This window comes from Streptomyces sp. MUM 203J (genome assembly GCF_022414595.1).
In the GTDB taxonomy this organism is placed as follows: Bacteria; Actinomycetota; Actinomycetes; order Streptomycetales; family Streptomycetaceae; genus Streptomyces.
In genome coordinates this window covers 17180-37592 of record NZ_JADWYO010000037.1, presented here as the reverse complement: position 1 = coordinate 37592, position 20413 = coordinate 17180, and the positions used below count along the sequence as shown (strand labels likewise).

Here is a 20413-nt window from a genome sequence, read left to right as displayed (position 1 = left end):
CGGCAGCTGCGCTCCCGCACAGCCGCGCGGTCGATCTGACACATCGTCACCTACACCGTCCTCCAGGGGACGACGGTGCGGTTATCCGTACGTATCGTTCAGCCGACCGGTTCAACCGGGTGCTCGGGAAGGGGCTGCTCCGTCCAGATGATCTTGCCGCCGCTGGTGTAGCGGGTGCCCCAGCGCCGGGCGAGCTGGGCGACGATCAGCAGTCCCCGCCCGCCCTCGTCGGTGGTGCGGGCATGGCGCAGGCGCGGCGAGGTGCTGCTGGCGTCGGAGACCTCGCAGGTCAGCGTGCGGTCCCGGATGAGGCGCAGGCGGACGGGCCCGGCCGCGTGCCGGATGGCGTTGGTGACCAGTTCACTGACGATCAGCTCCGTGCTGAACAGCAGCTCGTCCATGCCCCACTCGGACAGCTTCCGGCAGGCCAGGGAGCGGGCGTCGGCGACGGCGGCGGGATCGACGGGCAGGTCCCAGGAGGCGACCTGCTCCGGGCCCAGGACATGGGTCCGTGCGAGGAGCAGCGCCGCGTCGTCCGGCGGCGGACCGGTGAGCAGGGTGTCGACCGCGTGGCCGCCGGTCTCGTCCAGGGTCCTCCCCGGTGCCGCGAGCGCGTCGCGCAGCCGGGTGAGCCCCACGTCGATGTCCCGGTCCCGGGCTTCGACGAGGCCGTCGGTGTAGAGCGCGATCAGGCTGCCCTCGGCCAGTTCCCGTTCCGCGGACTCGAACGGGAGGGAGCCGAGGCCGAGCGGCGGCCCGGCGGGCAGGTCGAACAGTTCGGCTGCGCCGTCGGGACCGACGAGCACGGGCGGCAGATGCCCGGCCCGGGCCATCGTGCACCGGCTGGTGACCGGGTCGTACACGATGTACAGGCAGGTGGCCCCCAGGAGGGCGGCGCCCGTGCTCTCCTGCTCCGCGCCCGTCCCGGAGTCCTGGTCGTGCACCTCGGTGAGACCGATGACGAGGTCGTCCAGGTGGGCCAGCAGTTCGTCGGGCGGGAGGTCCAGATTGGCGAGGGTGCGGACCGCCGTGCGCAGCCGTCCCATGGTCGCGGCGGCGTTGATGCCGTGTCCGACGACATCCCCGACGACCAGCGCGACCCGGGTCCCGGAGAGCGGGATCACGTCGAACCAGTCGCCGCCCACGCCGCTCGGCGCGTCCGCCGGGTAGTACCAGGACGCGACCTCCAGCGCGGATCCGCCGGTCAGGTCCTGGGGCAGCAGGTAGCGCTGCATGGAGCGGGCCGCGGCGCGCTCGCGGGCGAAGCGGCGCGCGTTGTCGACGGACACCGCAGCGCGGGAGACCAGTTCCTCGGCGAGCCGCACGTCGTCCTCCGCGAACGGGCCGAGGCGCCGGGCCCGCACGAAGACCGCAGCCCCCAGGGTGACGCCGCGCGCCATGACCGGTACCGCCATCACGGCGTGCCGCTCCGAGGGGCGGACGAGGGCGCTCAGCGACGGGTCGGCGGTCACCCAGTCGGGCGCGACGGCGTCCGGGACCGTTTCCACGACGGTCCGGCTCTCCCGCAGACAGCGGGCCATGGGCGACGAGAGGACGTGCCGCACCGGCTCCTCGACGGCGGGTCCGGCCTCCGGGCGGCGGCCCGGCCGCGCCGCCTTCTGGCCGGCGCGGCGCAGGACGGGGGTGCCCTCGACGGGCCCGGGCGGCGGCTCCTCGCCGCCCATGACGGAGTCCAGGAGATCGACGACGGCCATGTCCGCGAAGGACGGCACGGTCTCGTCGGCCAGCTCCTGGGCGGTCAGCGACACGTCCAGCGCGCTGCCGATCCGAGCGCTGGCCTCGTTCAGCAGAGCCAGGCGCTCCTGGGCGAGCCAGCGCTCGGTGACGTCGATGACCATGTACCAGATGCCCACGTGCCGGCCGTGCCGGTCCTTCATCGCGAAGAAGGAGGCCGAATAGGCGAGCGTCCGGTGGGCGTCTCCGTCGTAGGGGGAGCGGAACTCGAAGTCCACGACCGGTGTCCCGGTCTCCAGGACCGCCCGCATCTTCTCGTGGAAGCCCTCCGCCTCCAGCCTCGGCAGCACCTCCCCCACCTGGCGGCCGAGCCTCCGCTCCAGGGGAATGAGGCGTTCCAGCACGTCGTTCACCCACACGTACCGCAGGTCCGTGTCGAGGACGGCGACGCCGACCGGCGCGTGGGCCAGGAACGGCTCCAGCATCAGCTGGTTGACCCCTCCGCCCGGCATACGCCAGAAGGCGCGTTCGGGGGGCCGGCCGACGAACCGGCCGAAGAGCAGTGCGGAGACGGCGGCGACGAGCACGCCCGGCACCATCTCGTAGATGTCCGACTCCAGCGGCCCGAGCAGCGGGTTGATCCGGTCCCAGAGGAACACGGTGCTCGCGCCGGACACGATGCCGGCCATGGCTCCGGCCCAGGTCATCCGGGGCCAGTACAGCGACAGGAGGACGACCGGACCGAAGGCGGCCCCGAAGCCCGCCCAGGCGTAGGCGACGATGTTCAGCACGCCGCCGCCGTTGAGCGCGATGGCACCGGCGACGAGGACCACCGCCACGACGGCGCCCCGGCCGACCCACACCAGCACCCGGTCCGGGGCCCGGCGGTCGAGGAACGCCCGGTAGAAGTCCTCGGTCAGGGCGGTGGACGACACCAGCAGCTGGCTGTCCGCGGTCGAGATGATCGCGGCGAGCACGGCGATCAGCAGGAACCCGGCGACCCAGGGGTCGAGCAGGGTCCGGACCAGGACGATGTACACGGTCTCCGGGTTGGCCAGGGGCGTGCCGAGCTGGGCGATGCCCACGAGCCCGACGAGTGTGGCACCCGCGAGCACCACCAGCACCCAGGCCGTTCCGATGCGCCGGGCCAGGGGGACGGCGCGGGGGCTGCGGATACCCATGAAGCGGGCCAGGATGTGCGGCTGCCCGAAGTACCCGAGGCCCCAGGCCAGCAGAGAGACGATCGCGACGGCGCCGAGCGGCCCGCCCGCCAACCACTGACCGTCCACGAACCTGGCCTGGGCCCCCGGGTCCAGCAGGCTCGGTGTCCGGTCGTCCAGGGCCCCGCCCAGTCTTCCGAAACCCCCGAGCGTCCCGATGGCGATCGCGGGGAGGAGCACCAGGGCGAGGGCCATCAGGACGCCCTGGAGGACGTGGGTCAGGCTCACGGCGAGGAATCCGCCGAGGCCCGCGTAGACGGCGATCACCAGGGCGGTGAGGATCACCGCGAGTTCGAAGTCGACATCGAACACTTGCTCGAACAGAAGGCCGCCGGCCACCAGCCCGCCTGCGACGTACACGGTGAAGAACACGACGGTGACCGCCGCCGAGACCAGCCGCAGCATCCGGGTGCGGTCCTCGAAACGTTCCTCCAGATAGGCCGACAGGCTGACGGCGTTACCGGCGCGCTCCGTGTAGGTGCGCAGCCTCGGCGCGACGAGCAGCCAGTTCAGGTAGGTGCCGACCGCCAGGCCGACGGCGATCCAGCCGGCGCCGATACCGGCCGCGTACACGGCTCCGGGCAGGGCGAGGAACAGCCAGCCGGACATGTCGCTCGCTCCGGCGGACAGGGCGGCGACCGGGGCACTCAGCCGTCGGCCGCCGAGGGCGAAGTCGGTGAAGGTGTGGGTGCGGGTGTACGCCCAGATCCCCGCTCCGATCATGGCGACGACATAGACGATGAACGTGGCCATGATCGGCGCGCTCAGATCGAACATGTCTTCCTCGCCTGCGAGGCTGGTAACCGGCGCACGGCCGTGGCTGGATCTGCGGCCCCGTGCCCTGGCTGCCAATCTACCGACGCGGGGCCCCGGAGGGCGAACGGTGCTCGTCCGCCGTGGGGCGGCGCGCCGCCCCACGGCGGACGAGCCGGGCCGGCCGGCCACGAACATCACCACGCCGTCCCCGAGACGGTCCTCCGTGTGCCGGGTCAGCGCCTGGTGCAGCTCCGGACGGTTCCCGGGCGTGCGGCCGACCCGTACCGCCGCCGCGGCCCCGGGGAGGGGGTCGACCGGTCGGCGGCGTCGCAGGCCCCGGCGGTGCGCGGCGGCATCCCGTCACCGGGCTTGAACCGACGACTCCCGGGCCGGGCACGTCACGGCTGATCGCCCGCGCGCGTGCCGCCTGCCGTCCGAGAACGACGGGCGCACAGCCGCCCGGCGACCCGGGCTCCGTCTCCCCGGCGGTGGACGGCCCGGCAGGGCCGCGTACGGCGCGGGTCGGCAGGGCGGCGGACGGGACGGCCGGAGCCGCACCTCTCCGTCAGGCAGGGCGCGGAGCCGTCGGGCGTGAGGGGCGGCTCGCACCCCTCGCACCTCCCTCCTGGCCGTCGGCCCGACGTCTTCCCCGCCCCGCGTCGTCCGGCGCACGGTCCGCGCGGACGCGCCCGGCGGCCGTACCCGTGTGCCCCGGCGCGACCGCGGGAGGCGGACCGGGCGCGGTGTCCGGGCCGGTACCGGCCCGGTGGCGAACCGGACGCGACCGGACGTCAGGGGACCGAGGCCGAGAGAATCGTGCCGTCTTCGAAGGTCAGGAAGAAGGAACGGCCGGACACGAGCGCGGTGCCCGGCCGGGCGCGGGGGGCGGTAGGGGATCCGCCCTCACGCGGCCAGTCCTGGAAGGTGGAGACATCCGGGCCGGGGGTCCCGTCGGCGAGTGCGAAGGTACGCAGGGTGCCCGCGCCGAACATCACGAACCGGTCACCCGCCGCCCCCACCCGGTCCCCGCGGCTCCAGGTGACGGCCCACTGCTCGCGTCCGGTGCGCGCGTGGAGTGCCCGGAGGTACGGGGAACCCTTCCGCAGGCCGGTGCCCTCGACGAAGAACAGCCCGTCGCGGCTCACGGCCTGCGGCGCGCCCACCCGTACACCGCTCACCTCCTCCAGGGTCCGCGCGTCCCATATCCCCCCGGATCCGCAGGACAGGTAGAGGGCACCCCGGGGCGGCAGGTCGCAGTACGACGGGGTCCTCGCCACGGTCTTCCCGGTCTCCGGATCGAGGACCAGCGTCTCGGCCGGGCCGGGCACCCGGACCCGACCGCCCGCGACATCCAGTTGCTGCGGGTAGGCCATGGGGATCACCCGTTCCCACTGCTGTGCGCCGCCCTCGACCGCGTACGCGCGGAAGAGCATGTTGATCGCGGTTCCCGGCCCGCCCTCTCCCGCGTACGAGGTGAAGACCCGTCCGGCGTGGACCCGGGCGACCTCCGGCCTGTATCCGATCCGCCCGGGCAGTCTGCCGACCTGCCTCCCGTCGTCGAGGTCCAGCACGTCGAAACCCGCCTCGTCGGACGAGCCGACGTAGACCTGCCGGGCGTCCAGGTCGAAGCTGCGCGCGCCGCCCCTCCCGGCCGCCGCGTCCTCGGCGGGATAGCGCCACAGGTGCGTGCCGTCGGCGGCGTTCCGCGCCTCCAGCCGCATCCGCTTCCCGCCCTCGTCCCACAGGCGGCAGACGAACACCGCACCGCTGAGCGCGCAGTCCTGTGCCTCGCCGGGGACGTCGAAGGAGGCGGCCCACGGACGCCAGCCCTCGGGCTGGCGCGTACGGTCCAGCGCGTCCGGCCCGAAGTCGCCCATGTCACTGGAGACCGCGGGAGCGGAGGGCGTTCCGGTGCGTGCGGGGCTCTCCTCCCGTGCCCGGCCCTCCTCCCGAACCGGGGTCTCCCCCGTCTTCCCTCCGGCCTCCGACGGCGTCCGCCGCTCTCCGTCCGGAAGGTTCACCAGGACGGCCGTCAGCGCACCGGCCAGCACCACCGCGAGGCCCGCGCCGACGGCCCAGCGCCGCCGGGCTCCCGTACGCGCGACAGCCGCGGCGGAGGCGGGTGTCGCGGGGGGCCCGGGCGGGCGTGGGGGCACGGGGCGTGCCGGGGGTGCCGCCAGCGCTCTCCCGGCGGCGGCCTGGTACGCGCCGATCAGGTCACCCACGCCGTCCGGCCAGGGAAAGGGACCCGTGCGGTGCGCCGCAGCCGCCCCGGGGCGGGCCGCGGCGGACGCCGGATCGAGCACGCGGACCAGTTCGCCGGTCGTCGGCCTGCCGCCCGGGTCCTGCCGCAGGCAGGCGGCCACGACGTCCCGCAGCTCCGCCGGCACGCGGGTCAGATCGGCCTGCCCCCGGGCGATGCGGTGGACGATCGCGGCGAGTTCGGTGTCCTCGAACGGGCCGTGTCCCGTGGCCGCGAAGCAGAGGACGGCGCCGAGACAGAACACGTCGGACGCGGTGGTCACCGACCGGTTGCCCGCGATGTGCTCGGGCGACATGAAGCCGGGTGAGCCGACCATGATGCCGGTCGCGGTGAGCGCCGTCGCGTCGTACGCCTGGGCGATGCCGAAGTCGATCAGCCGCGGGCCCCCGGTACCGAGGACGACGTTCCCCGGCTTCAGATCCCGGTGCACGAGCCGCGCGCCGTGCACGGCGGCCAGTCCGCGGGCGAGCGCCGCGCCGAGTTCCCGCACGACGGGAGCGGGCAGCGGTCCATGGCGGCTCACCGCCTCGTCGAGCGAGGGCCCGGCGACGTACCGGGTGGCCAGCCAGGGACTCGGGGCCTCCGGGTCGGCGTCGACGAGGGCCGAGACGTACGGGCCACGCACGGCCCGCGCCGCCTCCGCCTCGCGCCGGAACCGGAGCCTGAAGTCGCCTTCCAGCTCCAGGTCCGGGCGGACGGTCTTCAGCGCGACCAGGTCGTCGGGGCCGCCACCGTGCGGAACGGCGAGGTGCACACTGCCCATACCGCCGGATCCGAGAGCGGCGAGCAGCCGGTAGGGCCCGATGGTGCGGGGAGCGTCGGCGTCGAGCGGGCGCAGCACGTCGGTAGCTCCAAGTCGGTTGTCGGTCAGGGGTGTCGTTCCACACGGACGAGGCGGGGCGTCAGCCGGGGAGCTCCATGGAACGGACGGTTCCGTCGTGGAAGGCGATGTAGAGGGCGCCGCCGAGGGAGATCACCTCGGGCTTCCACGACCGCGGGGCGTCGAGCGGTCCGCCGTCCCGTCCGCCGGTCTCCTCGTTGCCGGGCGCGCCCTCGATCTCGTGGCGTTTCCCCTCGCCGCCGCTCAACGGCAGCGTGTAGAGGTGGCGGTTGTCGGCGAGCAGCGCCGTGGAGCCGACGATCACCGGTTCCGTGCTGACGTCCGCCGTCCCGGCGGTGATGTCGACACCACGCGGCGCCCGGTCCTCCCTGCCCGGCGTGAGGTCGACGAGTTCGAAGCGGCCGCGCCGGAAGTTCACACTCGCCTTGTACGAGGTCCCGCCAGCCGGAATCACATCCTCCGCCCCGATCTTCCCGGTTCCGGATCCCGGCGCGGCGGGGGGGACCTGCCGCAGCGTCACCGCGTCCAGGATCACGGGGTCCCGCCCCGCGATGTCGCAGTAGATCTGACCGCCGTGCGCGCGCATGGCGCCGCAGTAGCCTCCGTTCGGCACGTCCACCGCGGTCGCCTTCCCGCTCCGCGCCTCGAAGCCCGTCAGGCCGCTGTCCGTTCTGACGATGATCCTGCCCTCCGCGAACAGCTCGGCGCCCTGTGCCCCGTACCCGGCCATCGGCACGTCGTATGAGGTCAGCTCCTCGTTCCAGAGCTGCTTCCCCGTGACGGCGTCGAAGGCCAGCACGGTCGTGGCCCCGTGCGCCAGGGTGAAGAACGCGACCCCGTCCCCCAGCAGGGCGTCCCTGGAGTGGTCCGTCTCCTCCCCGGCTCCGGTGGGGTGTTCCCAGCGGACCGTGCCGTCCCGGGCGGACCTGCCGCGCACCGTCCCGCCCTCGGAGGAGACGACCGTGTCGCCGTGGATCAGGGGATTGCTGCCGCGCCCCGGGATGACGACGCCCCACCGGCCCTGGTAGGGCTCCTCGCCGGGGGCGGGCGAGGCGGCCTTCCACAGCGGTTTCCCGTCGGAGGCGCGGACCGCCTCCAGCCCGCCGTCGTAGGTCCGGCACACCAGTAGTTCGCTGTTCAGCGCGCAGCTCCAGGGCCGTCCTTCCAGTCTCTCCGTCCAGGGCTTCCAGCCGTCCGGGCGGGCGGCCGGGGCGACGGGGAAGTACCGGCTCCGTTCGACACCGTGCCGGTCGACGCCGGTCTGCGACAGGACGTCCGGTGCCGGGGGCGACGGGGAACCGGACGGCGCGCCGGAGGCTTCCCGGCCGCGGTCTCCGCCGTCCTCCCGGAGCGCCTTCAGCCCGAACGCGCCGAGCACGCCGACGGTGAACCCCGCCACCGCCAAGGCGACGAGGGTACGGCCGCGCAGACGGCCCGGTCGCGGGCCGGGCGGCGGGGCGGCGGGGCGCGGAGGCGCGCCGGTGACCGTGTCCGCGCTGTGGACCGGGGCGGCGCCCGGCATCGTCGGTACGGGTTCGGCGAGCGGACCGGCGGCCGCGACGACCCCACCCAGCTCGGCCTCGTCCGCGGCCACCAGGGCCTGCACCGGGGCGGGCCAGACGACGGCGCCGCCGGAGGCGTCCGCCGTGTCCGTCACCGCGCGGAACCGGGCCTCCAGTGCGACGGTGTCGGGCCGGGACGAGGGGTCGGCGTGCAGACAGTCCCCGATCAGCTCCCGCACCTCGTCCGGCACCCCGGTGAGGTCCGCTTCGGCCTGGAGGACCCGGTAGAGCACACCGGCCACCGGACCGTCCCCGAACGGGCCCTCGCCTGTGGCCGCGTAACACAGCACCGACGCCAGGCAGAAGACGTCGGAAGCGGCCACCACATGCCGCCCGCCCCGCACGTGCTCCGGCGACATGAAGCCGGGCGAACCGACCATGGCACCTGTCGCCGTCATCGTGCTGGCACCGAAGTAGCGGGCGATGCCGAAATCGATGACCTTGGGGCCGTCCGAGCCGAGCAGGATGTTCCCCGGTTTCAGATCCCGGTGCTGGACTCGGGCGTGATGGATGCCGCGCAGCGCCCGTACGAGACCGAGACCGAGGCTGCGCACCGTCTCCACGGGCAGCGGGCCCGCCGTGCGCACCGCGAGGCCCAGGGTCGGACCTGCCACGTACTCTGTGGCCAGCCAGGGCTCCGGCGCGTCCGCGTCCCCGTCCAGCAGCCGGGCCGTGAAGCGGCTTTCGACCGAACGCGCCGTCTCCATCTCACGGCGGAACCGGTCGCGCAGGGCACCGTCACCGACCAGCTCCGCCCGCACGGTCTTGACGGCCACGAGCCGTGGACCGGCATGGGCCGGGTGGGGCCGGGTGTCGGCACCCAGGTACACCTCGCCCATGCCGCCCGCGCCGAGCCGGGCCAGGATCCGGTACGGGCCGATGCGCCGCGGCGAACGGTCGAGAAGCTCACCCAGCATGCTGTCGCCCTCCGGCGCCCGGTCGGCTCCCGGCACACGCCCGGGCACCGAGTGCCCCGCGGTCCCTGGGTCGCATCACCGCTCCGGTCAGACAACTCCCCATGCTCCGCTCCCCCGTTGAGACGTATGTGACCGTCCCGGACACGTCCGTTGATCCACTTTCACATCCGGCCCGCCGACGGCGCCACCCCTCCTCGGAAGGTTCGGCGCCCCCGCCGCCTCGGCTCTGCCCGGGGGGTGTTCGGGCGCGGGGCATGAACCCCGTCAGGGATGAGCGGACCGTCGGCACCGGCCGGTGCCGCTGTCCGAGCCGCCGGGCCCGCGCGCACCGGCACCTTGTGAGAGCGGCGCCGCCCGCACCGGGACGGCGGGACGGCAGCGGCCGCCTCGGCGCGTCCACAGGTGCGGCGGCGAGCTTGACGACGCGCGGCGTCGCCCCGCCCGTGGGCTCTCCGAAGGGGGTTGACCGTCCCTGCCGGACCGGGCCGTCGGGCGGCTCCGTTCCCGGCCGGGGGCCGGCCGTTCCCTCCGGCTCGCCGCACCGGGCCCGGCCGTGTCACCTCCCGGGCATCCTCTGCGTCCCAGTCGGCGGCCGGTGCCTCCGCGGGCAGCCGCGGGTCCGGACGGGTCTGCCCGCGCCGCCGGACCGGCATGCCTGCGTGGTTCCGGAGCAGTTCGGCCGCGTCCGCGCGCAGCGCGTGAGCGGCCTGGGAGCACACCCCGGTGGACGTTCCGACTCGGGTTCAGCCGGATCAGCGTGACGCGGACGCCCCGGGGCCCGGCCTGCGCCATTCACGCGGACCCGTTTCCTTCTGGCGCTCCAGGGCGCCGTCTGCGACAATGACTGACCAGTCAGTCATCATTGGGGGGTGTGCGGTGCCCGAGAAGACGGACCGCACGCGCCGCGTGAGAAGACCCTCAGCGCCCGGCACGGGCCTTCGCCCCGCAGCGGACACCCCCGCGACCGGATCGAGGATGCCGTCCGGGAGGCGGGCTGAGCCGAGGGCGGCGTCCGTCCGCATCTCGGCAGCCGCGGGCAGACTCTGCGGGCCCGGGCCACCGTCCCGCGAGCGGGCCCTCGCCCGCTTGCCGCCGCCCCTCGTCGTACCAGGGCCGTCAGGCACTCGACGCCTCCAGGACGGGCAGACCCGGCCCTGCACTTATCCGTTTGTGACAATCAGTCGACTGGTTCAGGCTGACGTACCACCAGCGGTTCCCGCCCGGCTCGGACCACGGGGACCCGGCAGCCTTGGGGGGAGACAGAGCACATGCACCGACTCGGCCTGGGCATGGGCTGGCGGCCGGAGATCGCCCGTACCGTCGAAGAACTCGACGGCGTGGACTGGGTGGAGGTGGTCGCGGAGAACATCTGCCCCTCACACCTTCCTCCCTCACTCGTCCGGCTCCGCGGCCGAGGGGTGACCGTCGTCCCGCACGGCGTCTCCCTGGGGCTGGGCGGCGCGGAACGCCCGGACCCGGCACGCCTCGCCGCACTGTCCGCCTGTGCGCAAGCCCTCGGTTCCCCCCTGGTCACGGAGCACATCGCGTTCGTCTCCGCGGGCGGCGGACGGCCCGGCGCCCCGCGTCTGGAGGCAGGCCATCTGCTGCCGGTGCCCCGGACCCGCACGGCGCTGGACGTCCTGTGCGAGAACGTGCACATCGCGCAGGAGGCCCTTCCCGTCCCCCTGGCGCTGGAGAACATCGCGGGCCTCTTCTCCTGGCCCGACGAGGACTTCACCGAGGCCGAGTTCCTGACCGAACTCGTGGAGCGCACCGGGGTCCGGCTGCTGATCGACGTCGCCAATCTCCACACCAACCACGTCAACCGTGGCGAGGACCCGGCGAAGACGCTCGCGGCGCTGCCGCGTGACGCACTCGCCTATGTGCACGTGGCGGGAGGCGTCCTGGAGGACGGCGTCTGGCACGACAGCCACGCCCACCCCGTCCCCTCCGCCGTGCTTGACGTGCTGGCGGGCCTGTGCGCCCGCATGACGCCTCCGGGCGTGCTGCTGGAGCGGGACGAATCGTTTCCTCCAGCGGACGAACTCGCCGCCGAACTGGCCTCGATCCGCCGCGTGGTGGCAGACGGACGCCCGAGCCGGGAGGTCCCGGAGGGAGCAGGCCCGTCCGTCGAGCCGCGCCACCGCCCCGTGGCCGCCGACGGCCGCGAGGCCCTCGCGCACCAGCAGGAGGGACTGCTGTCCGCCCTGGTCGCGGGCGGCCCCGTCCCCGTGGGCTTCGACGCGGAGCGCGTCCGCCTCCAGGCGAGGCTCCTCACCGTCAAACGCTGCAAGGTCGTGGCCAAGGTGACCCCGGAGCTGCCCGCCCTGCTCGGTGACCGCTACCGCCCCCTGTACCTCGCCTACGCGCGCCGCACCCCGCTGACGGGCGGGCACCGCCGTGACTCCCTGCGCTTCGCCGAGCACCTGCTGCTCGACGGCACGCTCCTCGGCCCGCCGGAACGCGCGCGGCTGTCCGAGTGGTGGCTCCGCCAGGCCGGCGGGTCCCGGCCCCGTCCCGGAGCCCTGGCCAGGCTCACCCGCGCTTGCCGCCGGATACTCCGCAGAAAGTGACCACGTGTTCGTCATAGGGCTCCTCTACTATCTCGTCCTCCTCGGCCTCACCGGCGTGCTGCTCGTGGGCACCCGGCGGTCGACCGGGGGCGGCCCGGTCCCGCCCGGCCAGCACCGGGTGCGGGACCTCTTCGAAGCCGCCTTCCTCAGCGGCGGCCCCTCCCAGGTGGCGAACACGGTGATCGCCGCCATGCAGTCCGACGGCCTGCTGACCGTCGCGTCCCCCGGCGTCATGGCCGTTCGCGCGACGGTCCCCCGCAACGCCGTCGAGGCGGCCCTGCTCCACGTCCACACCACCGCGCCCATCGGTTCCCTCGCCTGGGTCCGCGCCAACGTCATGCGGAGCCCCGCCGTACAGGGCATCGGAGAGGAACTGGCGCGGCGCGGTCTGCTGCTGCGCCCTTCGGACAGGGCGGTATGGAAGCGCCGTGCACAGGCGCTCCAAGCACTGTCCGCCTTGGGCGGTGTGCTCGCCCTGTTCCTCACGCTGGAGCAGTACCTGGACATCTTCCCTCCCACCCACGAGGAGGACTACTCGGCGGGAGTCCCCCTGCTGCCCGCCGTCCTGCCCGCCGTCATCACCGCGCTCCTCGTCGGCGCCTGGTGCTCCGCCACGCCCGGGGAGCGGGTCAGCCCGGCGGGCAAGCAGGCTCTCGGCGAGTACTGGCTCCGGACCGGGCAGGTCACGGGGGTCGCCCAGGCCGTCGCGATGAACGGGCCCGCCGCCGTGCCCGACCCCGAACTGCGCGCCCTGCTCGTCAAGGCCAGGCGGGGCGGCAGCGCGCTGTGGGGCGGCCTTCCGCTGATCTTCACGCACCACACCACCGTCCACCGGGCGCCGCACACCGGGCCGGACGACTCGGTGCACAGGAGCCACCATGCGACGACGACCGACTGGTGCGGGGGCGGGGGCGCGGCGGGCGGCTGTGGCTGCGCCACCTCCTGCGGCGGCGGGGGCGCCTTCTGCTCCGCCGGCGGCGCGGGCGGAGGCTCGGGCGGCTCCGGCTGCGCGGGGGCCTCCGGCGGCTCGGGGTGCGCGTCCGGCGGTTCCTCCTGCGGCGGAGGCTCCTCCTGCGGCGGGGGCTCCTCCTGCGGCGGGGGCTCGTCGTGCGCCTCCGGCGGCGGAGGGTCGGTGAGCAGCTGCGGAAGCGGCTGTGGCAGCAGCACCTGAGCGGGACGCTGTGTCCGGCGCCCGGCCGCGAAGCGGAGCGGCCGGGCACCGGACACGGACCACGGGTGGCCTGCCTCGGCGGTCCACGGGACCTCACGGTGCACGGGGCCGTGCCACGGCCCGGGTGTCAGTGGGGGACCGCATGATGGACCGCATGACGGAACCCTCCCCCTTGTACGACGCACAACCATCCGAGTGGGGCGTGCGGTATGTGCTGTGCCTGCCCACCGAGGACGCCGCGTGCGCCGCCGCGGACGAGTGGGTGAGACTCGGGCACCGGCTCACGGCCGTGCGCCCGTTCGGCCGCCATCGTCTGGATCTCATGAAACTGCTGGGGGACGACCGGCTGAGCGGCCGGTTCGACACCCGTTGGCCCGATCCCGAGCTGAGCGGCTGGTGGCAGGTGGACTCGCTGGCCGTGTACGCGCGTCCCGAGGAGTCGGCGCGGGAGCGGTTCCTGAGGGACGCGCGGGTTCACGCCGCCAGAACCGCCCGGCGGCACGGCGGCTTCCGGCAGCACTGCCGGGAGGCCGACGACGCCTCCGTCTGCGAAGTGGGCTTCGACCGGGCCGGGTTGGTGCACGAGCAGGAATCGGCCCGGGCTCACCCTCCCGTACGGCTGCCCACCGCCGCCGTTCCGCCCCCTGCGGGGCCGCGATGGTCGTGCCCGGCGCCGGGGCCGCACGAGGAGACCCTGGCGGTGGCGGTGATGGTCGCCGAGCGGCTCTACTTCAGCTGGGAACTCGCCCCGCCGGCGATGGCGTGGCTGCTGCGGGACAACGAGTCCGCTTCGCACGACGGATGTCCGTACGAGAACACCGAGGACTTCGTGGACCTGCTGCTGCCTGTCGACATCTTTGCGGGCGAGTGCACAGCCGACACGGCCGACGCGGTGCCGCTCCTGGCCGAACTGGCCCGGGACGACGGCATGCCCGCGGGAACACGGGTTCTGCTTCTCGGCCTTTTCCTGCGGCTGACGGCCCTGGCACCGGCCGCGGCGGTCGCACGGGCGGACCGTGTGGCGGCGCTCGGCCGGGGGACGACGGCGCCGCCCGCTGCCGACGCCGCCGCCCGCCGGGCCGTTCTGCACGAAATGCCCTCGATGCTGGAGCGCTGGGCCGAAGAGAGCGACGCCGCGCGGTTCGTGCTCGCCGCGCTCGCCGCCGCCTACGGCAGCGGAGCGGTGGACGTCCTCCCGCGGCTGGGTGAGCTGCCCTGCCGACCCGGCACCGCCCGGGCCGATGTCGTCGCCCTGACAGCCGCGCTCCTCGGCGGCGAACGGAGCGCCCTGGCGGACGCGCTGCGCCGCCTGTCCGCCTGGTGTCCCCGCGTCGCGGAGGACACGGACAGCCCTCACGCCGACCCCCGCCTCGTGGCGCTGGCCGCACTCCCGGACCTCGTCATGGCGGAAGCCGGGCGGTTCGGCTGAGTCGTGCGCCGCGCCACCCGCCGGAGCGGTGCACGCCGCCTCCCCGCGGGGCCCGGAACGGGCGCGCCCGGGCCACCGCTCCCCCGGCAGCCGGTCCCTGACTCCGGAGGCCGTGGAGGGCGCCGGAGCCGTCCACGCGCTCGGATGGGCCTTCGGGGGCAGGGCACGTGTGCCGGTCAGCTGATGCGGCCGCAGGCCACCGCAGTCCCGGCACCCGTACCGCGGCCGGGACAGGCAGAGGCGTCCGGCATTCCCCGAGCCCTGACGTGCGGGCGGGCATGGGCCGGGCCGTCTGCCGCCACGAGTCCCGACCGCACGGCCCGGAGCCGGTGAGAGGCCGACCAGGCCGCACGGGCCCCGTTCAGCGGACCCTTCCGCGTGGTTTCAGTGCCCCGGCAGGCAGTTCCGGGGCACTGAGGCGGCCGCCGTCGTAGCCTTCCACCGTGCCGAGGCGAGTGCCGGTCGTCCAGGCCTCGCGGGCCTCCGTGATCTCGTCGCGGGTGCGGCCGACGAGGTTCCGGCACACATCGCGTTCCAAAACTGTCCGAGCAAGCGAGATGCCTCAACCGCCGTGAAGGACCAGCAAATCGTCGGCCTTGGCCGGTGAGGGCTCCCCGGGCCGGCGCCCCGGAACCATCGGTCTGGAGCTCGGCAGCCTTCGGAGACTCCGGCCACCCGATGCCAAGGCGCTCGAAGCGCACGTGGCAGAAGAAGATCACTGCTGCATGGAGCCGGTCCCACGACGCAACGTTCGGCTCGCCTTCCCGGAGCTGAACCAGCCGCCGCGTGGCGGGAAGCCATGACGTGAAGGAGACGGTTTCGGAGCCCCACGGGCCGACCCGCCCTCGGGTGAGGTCCCGACAGGGTGGCGGCGGAAATGCAGAGCCGCTGCCCTGCAGCACATCCTCACGCCCGGAGCAGCCTGCATGACAGACGCCGAGGCATCCCCACCTTCGCGGGCATGTCACCAGATGAGGACGCCGCCGGCCATCTCCTGCGCTCGACGGGCGGCATCCTCGACATTCGCCAACCGTTCGGAGAGCGCGTGCCTGTGCTCCTCGACCGTCCGCACAGCCCCGGAATCCGCCACGATCTTCTCCAAGTTCTCTCGCAGCAGGGCACACTCGTCCACGAAGAGCGGGACCTGGTCGGCCTCGACCCGCAAGTCGCCGTCAGCCAGGACCGGGAAGAACCGGGCCCCCAGTGAGCGGACCGCCCCCGAGCCCCACACGCGGGTGCGCCAGCTCTCGAACCCAGCCAGGTCGGAACAGCCTCGCGGCACGTCCAGCACCTGCATCCTCCCGTCCGCGTCGACGACGAAGACATCCACTGACAAGCTCACGAGCGCAGTGGATCACAGCGGCCCCGCGGCAGTCCACGTGATTCCGCCACGGGGCCGGGAGCGGCATCCCTTCGCCCGAACTGGTGAAGTGCAGGGAAATGCACGGGAGTTCACCGGCCGAGTCTCCCGCGTGGCCGACTCGGCCGACCACGCGGCGAAGTCGGGCGGAGGCAAGGCCGAACCGGCATACCCGGGAAGGCCAGCAGGCGCGCTCTCCGCGCGAGCGGAGGTGAGCCGCCCATTGCCGCCGAGGAACAAGGTCGACCTCCAGCGCACAGCCCCCGGCCCCGCCGTGCTGCCTGCATCGAGCAGAACCGGAAGGGCCTCCGTCAGCCGTGGGAGCCCTCTCGGACCTCTCTGGGACCTCCGGCTTCATCAACCGGCACAAGCATGAAGCAAGCGGAATTCTGTGCGAGACGACGTGCCCCGTAACCAGACCGCTTTCAAAGTGGACTGCCTCTTCATGATGCTGCGCGGAGCCCCTTACTTCAACCGCTGGAGGTCCCGGCCTGCCCGGTAATCGGCCGCCGACGCCGGCCACGAACGGTGAGCGTGCCTCAGACCGGCGGTGGCCCCCGGCGGAGTCCCGCCAGGTGCCACCGCTCCCAAGCCCGGGCCCTATCGTCGACCGGCCCCTCCGATGGCCATGCTCGTGACGATCGTCAGCGTCGCCGGTGCTCCGGTCGGAGCGTATCCGTCCACCTCGCCGCTGTGGGTGCCGCGCACGGACCACACGAACGCGACGTCGCCTTTGCCGTCCTCGACGCGCTGTTGCAGGGTGAACGTGGCGTCCGGGAACGCGGTACGGATCTTGGCGATCAGCCGGCGCGTGTTCTCCGGGCCCACGGCGCGGTACCGCCGGGGAATGCTCTGCTGTCCTTCTGTCGTCATTGCTGGTCTCCTGTCGGGATTGCGGGCACCGCACCGCTGGTCAGTGATGCGGTGTGCAGGGCTCGAAGCGCCGTTGCCGTGGTGAAGAGTCGCCGCCAGTCCTCGGTGACCACGTCGAGACCGGCGACCGATTCCCTCCACGACGTCTGTTCCCAGGGGGCCGTCAACTGCGGTCGAGGTACCCGCAGAATCGGCACGGTGGGCCAACTGCCATCGGCCCGTTGATGGTTCTCCAACCACTGGGCGCCTCGGGCGAGGGCCTCCGAGAGTGCCCGGGCGTCACCTGTGTGAGGTGCCGTCAGCAGCTCGCACAGCGCCTGGACGGCCAGCGCAGTCTCGAAGGCGGCGGAGGCACCGTCCGGTCCGTCCGCCCACCCCCCGTCCCGCCGCTGACTTCGCAGCAGCCACGCGGCGGCCCGAGCCCGAGCCGGTACGGCCCCGGGAAACTCGCCACAGCGGCTCGACTCCCCGACCGCCTGCACCGCGCGGCAGGTGGTGTACAGCCGGCCCGACCACCAGTAGGCCTCCCAGTAGCCCTCCGGTCGCTGACGGTCCAGCAGCCAGCGCACGGCCCGTAGCGCTCCGCGCCGCTCCTGGGCACCGTCCAGGCCGGCCAGCAGCAGGGCGACCACCGCCGTCACGCACGGGTGCGAGGAAGTCCACCCTCGCAGGTCACCGGCGTCCGAACGGAACCGCACGAGCCAGGGCTCCGGGTCCACGACGGTGCCGAAGCCCCCATCGGGCCGTTGCACCGACAGCAGCCACTCCAGCGCCGGCTTCCACCGCAGCGGCTCGGGTGCCCCGTACCTGGTCAGGAACAGCAAGGCGTTCGCTGTGGAGTCGACGTCCACCGGCCACTGGTCGTTGTATCCCCACCCCGCAGCTGGTTCGCGGTTCACGACCAGCCAGTCGGACGCCGCGGCCAGGGAGTCTGCGGCCATGCCGGTCGCCGCCAGATTCCAGCCGACGTAGCCGGTGACCCAGGAGGTGCTCTGCTGACCGAGTAGCAGGAAGTCGCCCCAGCGGCCGGCAGGATCCTGCTCCCGCCGGAGGTAACAGGCTGAGGCGGCAAGGGCATTAGCAGGCGTGGCGGCCGCCGGGGTGTCGGCCGCCGTACCCGGAGCCCTGCCGTCACAAGCCGCTGGGGAGCGGCCCGGGACTCCGGCGCGGCGAGCCCGGGCCAGCCCGTCCCGGCGGATCCGGTCGAGGTCCGTGCGCAGCCGCCGGATGTCCTCAAGGAAGACGACGAGCCGCTGCACCCAGGCTCCGGGCGGCAGGTCGGTCACCGCGGCCAGCGCCCGGCACAGCTGCTCGGCAGCGGCGTCGAGGGTCTCCTCGGCAAGCCCGCCGTAATAGAACCGGCGAGCCGCGTCGTTGAGCAGTGCTGCGCGTGCGGCGCGGGGCGTCTGCGGTGTCCCGTCCAGCTCCGCGAGCAGCCGGGGGACGAGCTGCGAGGGATGGCCTTGCAGGAAGTCCTCCTTCCAGCCGACACATTCCTGGAAGCGGGCCAGCCCGGCGTACAGGTGGCTCTGCGACTCCGTCACCGGTCCGGCGGGAGCCGGAGTCCCTGCCAGGACGGCGAAGGCCTCGGTGGTCGTGTGCACGAGCACCGCCCTGGCCGAGTCCGGGTCGGAGAGCCGTCGATATCCGGTGGACAGCGACTGCCAGAACACCGACCCGGCCGGCAACTCGTCCTGCAACTGCCGGGTGGCGAACCGCTGCAGCCACGCGCATTCCCGGTCGGCCCGGGCAGCTGTGCACTGGCCCCGGTTCTGCTGGTACCGCAGGAACCGGGCAGTCCCGCCCGCCCGCGCGGCCAGCGCCACCCGCCGGGCCGCACCCATCGGCACGGTGGCGAAGTACTCGTACAACAGGAACGGAAAGTGGTCGAACAGCGCCCCAAGGACCGGCCGCGCCACATCCCGCGTCCGGTCCCCGCAGCCGGGCCCGGCCAGCCAGTGCTCCGCGAACGCGCGGTCCGTGTCACGGGTCTCCATCAGAAGAAGAGTCACAGCCGCCCTCCCTATGTCACCGCGTGGACGCGGTAGGCGCGGAGCAGCACGGCAGGAGTCGGAACGGTGCCCGGCGGGTGCTCCTGAGCGGACCTGTCGACCATCCGGTGACCGAGATACCGGCCCACCGCCGGCGGGACCCAGCCCGGCACCACACCGGGCGCGTCGGGCTGGTCCGGGTGCCATGGCTCGGGCTCCTCGTCGAGGCCGAGCGCCAGCAGGCCGTCCAGCCACGGGCCATGTTGATCGAGCCAGTCCAGTTCAGCCGCGGACACTCCGAGGTGCTCGGCCAAGCCGTACTGCGGAAAGGCCCGGCGTGAGGCCGCGATCGCCATGCCGACCTGGCACAGCGCCTCGCCCGTGGTCCGCGCCGGGCCGGCTGCGTCCAGGGTCCGAAACTGTTCCTCCAGGACTGTCGGCCTGGGCGCACGCGGCGTTCGGCCGGCGTCGAGCCAGGGCCGCCAGGACGCCGCCACTGGAGTCGCGGGTGTCCGCCCGTCGCCCCGCCAACCGGTCGGCGTGGTCGGGACACCGGTCGGCGCCGCCGCGCTCCCCAGCGGACCGGCAGACGGGCCCAGGCCGAGGGTGGGGTCCTCGATCCGTTGCCGGGTGGTCCGGATGGCGGCGTGCCAGCTTCCGTCGCTCATCCGGTCAACCGCTCCCGCGGCCTGGTCCAGATGGTTAAGCGCGAGTGCGCGAACCTCCTCGATCACACCTTCGTGGGCGATCAGCTCCGCCACCTCGGGCGACGAGGGCCGCTCGGCGGACTCCACCCTCTGCTGCCAGCCCGCCCGCAGAAACGCCACCGTGAGGGGGTACGAGTAGTGCCCGCGCTCGTAGTCGATCCGCCAGTCGGCGAGATCGTCGGCAAGTTGGAACGCCACGTAGTAGGAATCGTGCGAGGCCTCAAGACCGGCCAGCGGCCGCTCGTTTCCACCGAGCACGGCGAGAGCGGCGAGACATGCCTTCGCGACGGCGGACTTGCCCGAGTAGACGAGCTCCAGCTCGTCCCTGGGATACGGCTGGAGCAGGCCGCGGTGCCGGGCCTCCTCACGCAGCACGGCCTGGCAGAAGTGCTCGAAGTAGCGGTCGAAGTGGCTCCAGAAGGGACTTCCGGGCGGCAGCAGCTCGTACAGCCCGTGCAGCGCCTCGCGCTGGAGCAAGCTGCCCAGCAGCAGGCTTCCTCCCACGCAGGACGACGGGCGGTCAAGTACCTCGTCCAGCGTCAGCACGTAGTCGAAGAGGTGGGATCCGGTGAGGGACAGCGCCCGCAGCTGTGTCAACGAAACATCGGGGAAGGAGGTGTAGAACAGCAGCGGATAGGTGTAGAAGACCCGGGGGTCAACCCCGGCGGCGATCCGCCGTTCGGACGGCAGACCGGCGGTCGCGGGCAGGCCGTCCACCTGCAGAAGGCGGGCGACCCGGCGGCGTAGCGGCCGCCGGGCATCCTCCACCAGGGCGCTGTCGCCCCGCCAGCCGACGTGCCGCTCGACCCGGACCTCACCGTTCACCCGTCCGGCTACCACTCGCCGGAGACGATCGTCTGAACCACGGTGACGTTGCGGACCCCCTGGGCCTCCGCCTCCATCCGCGACTCCAACTCAACGAGGCCCAGTTCGTCGACCGGCAAGTCCTCGAACGGGATATCTCCGAAGGGAAGCTCCTCGAACGTCAGGTCGCCGACGGGCCCGCTCCGCTCCTCTGCCTGGTGTTCGGCCATCGTGGTCCTCCTTCGTCTCGG

The 20413-nt window shown here is 73.5% G+C and carries 11 protein-coding genes and 1 pseudogene; 3 read left to right on the top strand and 9 right to left on the bottom strand.

What is annotated here, in order from left to right; genetic code table 11:
- Window positions 1-98: 98 nt before the first annotated feature.
- From putP to I3F58_RS19035, 3 genes are all read right to left on the bottom strand, one after another.
- Window positions 99-3692, bottom strand: a complete 3594-nt coding sequence (gene putP, locus I3F58_RS19045) for a sodium/proline symporter PutP (RefSeq protein ID WP_240109835.1) — start codon at window positions 3690-3692, stop codon at window positions 99-101.
- Between the two features lie 770 nt (window positions 3693-4462).
- Window positions 4463-6775 carry a protein kinase gene (locus I3F58_RS19040; protein WP_240109834.1) on the bottom strand — a complete coding sequence of 771 codons (2313 nt, stop codon included), beginning with the start codon at window positions 6773-6775 and terminating at the stop codon, window positions 4463-4465.
- Window positions 6776-6836: 61 nt separating this feature from the next.
- Window positions 6837-9254, bottom strand: coding sequence for a protein kinase (locus tag I3F58_RS19035; RefSeq protein WP_240109833.1), 2418 nt, complete (start codon window positions 9252-9254; stop codon window positions 6837-6839).
- A 1268-nt stretch (window positions 9255-10522) separates the two neighbouring features.
- On the opposite strand from I3F58_RS19035, the gene I3F58_RS19030 reads away from it, so the two are divergent.
- The 3 genes from I3F58_RS19030 to I3F58_RS19020 all read left to right on the top strand — a co-directional run bounded on the left by I3F58_RS19030 (window position 10523) and on the right by I3F58_RS19020 (window position 14427).
- Complete coding sequence (locus I3F58_RS19030; RefSeq protein WP_240109832.1) at window positions 10523-11827, top strand: DUF692 domain-containing protein; 1305 nt, start codon at window positions 10523-10525, stop codon at window positions 11825-11827.
- Between the two features lie 4 nt (window positions 11828-11831).
- Window positions 11832-12998, top strand: coding sequence for a TIGR04222 domain-containing membrane protein (locus I3F58_RS19025; RefSeq protein WP_240109831.1), 1167 nt, complete (start codon window positions 11832-11834; stop codon window positions 12996-12998).
- Window positions 12999-13152: 154 nt separating this feature from the next.
- Window positions 13153-14427: a hypothetical protein gene (locus tag I3F58_RS19020; protein WP_240109830.1), complete on the top strand. Its 1275-nt coding sequence runs from the start codon at window positions 13153-13155 to the stop codon at window positions 14425-14427.
- Between the two features lie 361 nt (window positions 14428-14788).
- Here the strand turns inward: I3F58_RS19020 and I3F58_RS19015 are convergent.
- From I3F58_RS19015 to I3F58_RS18990, 6 genes and pseudogenes are all read right to left on the bottom strand, one after another.
- Window positions 14789-14944, bottom strand: a pseudogene (locus I3F58_RS19015) (pirin family protein); the annotation flags it as partial.
- Between the two features lie 447 nt (window positions 14945-15391).
- A complete protein-coding gene (locus tag I3F58_RS19010) occupies window positions 15392-15769 on the bottom strand; it encodes a hypothetical protein (protein ID WP_240109829.1) in 378 nt (125 codons plus the stop codon).
- A gap of 618 nt (window positions 15770-16387) precedes the next feature.
- Window positions 16388-16660: an ester cyclase gene (locus tag I3F58_RS19005; protein WP_240109828.1), complete on the bottom strand. Its 273-nt coding sequence runs from the start codon at window positions 16658-16660 to the stop codon at window positions 16388-16390.
- Window positions 16657-18672, bottom strand: a complete 2016-nt coding sequence (locus I3F58_RS29665; RefSeq protein ID WP_240109827.1) for a prenyltransferase/squalene oxidase repeat-containing protein — start codon at window positions 18670-18672, stop codon at window positions 16657-16659. Before I3F58_RS29665 ends, I3F58_RS19005 begins: the two co-directional genes overlap by 4 nt.
- Before the next feature lie 11 nt (window positions 18673-18683).
- Window positions 18684-20183 (bottom strand): hypothetical protein, encoded by a 1500-nt coding sequence (locus I3F58_RS18995; RefSeq protein ID WP_240109826.1) that lies wholly within the window; start codon window positions 20181-20183, stop codon window positions 18684-18686.
- An 8-nt stretch (window positions 20184-20191) separates the two neighbouring features.
- A complete protein-coding gene (locus tag I3F58_RS18990; RefSeq protein WP_240109825.1) occupies window positions 20192-20392 on the bottom strand; it encodes a hypothetical protein in 201 nt (66 codons plus the stop codon).
- Between the last annotated feature and the right edge of the window lie 21 nt (window positions 20393-20413).

Coding starts and splice junctions, on each gene's coding strand:
- putP (WP_240109835.1), bottom strand. CDS start 3,692: ATGTTCGATCTGAGCGCGCCGATCATGGCCACGTTCATCGTCTATGTC.
- I3F58_RS19020 (WP_240109830.1), top strand. CDS start 13,153: ATGACGGAACCCTCCCCCTTGTACGACGCACAACCATCCGAGTGGGGC.
- I3F58_RS19005 (WP_240109828.1), bottom strand. CDS start 16,660: ATGACGACAGAAGGACAGCAGAGCATTCCCCGGCGGTACCGCGCCGTG.
- I3F58_RS19030 (WP_240109832.1), top strand. CDS start 10,523: ATGCACCGACTCGGCCTGGGCATGGGCTGGCGGCCGGAGATCGCCCGT.
- I3F58_RS18990 (WP_240109825.1), bottom strand. CDS start 20,392: ATGGCCGAACACCAGGCAGAGGAGCGGAGCGGGCCCGTCGGCGACCTG.
- I3F58_RS19035 (WP_240109833.1), bottom strand. CDS start 9,254: ATGCTGGGTGAGCTTCTCGACCGTTCGCCGCGGCGCATCGGCCCGTAC.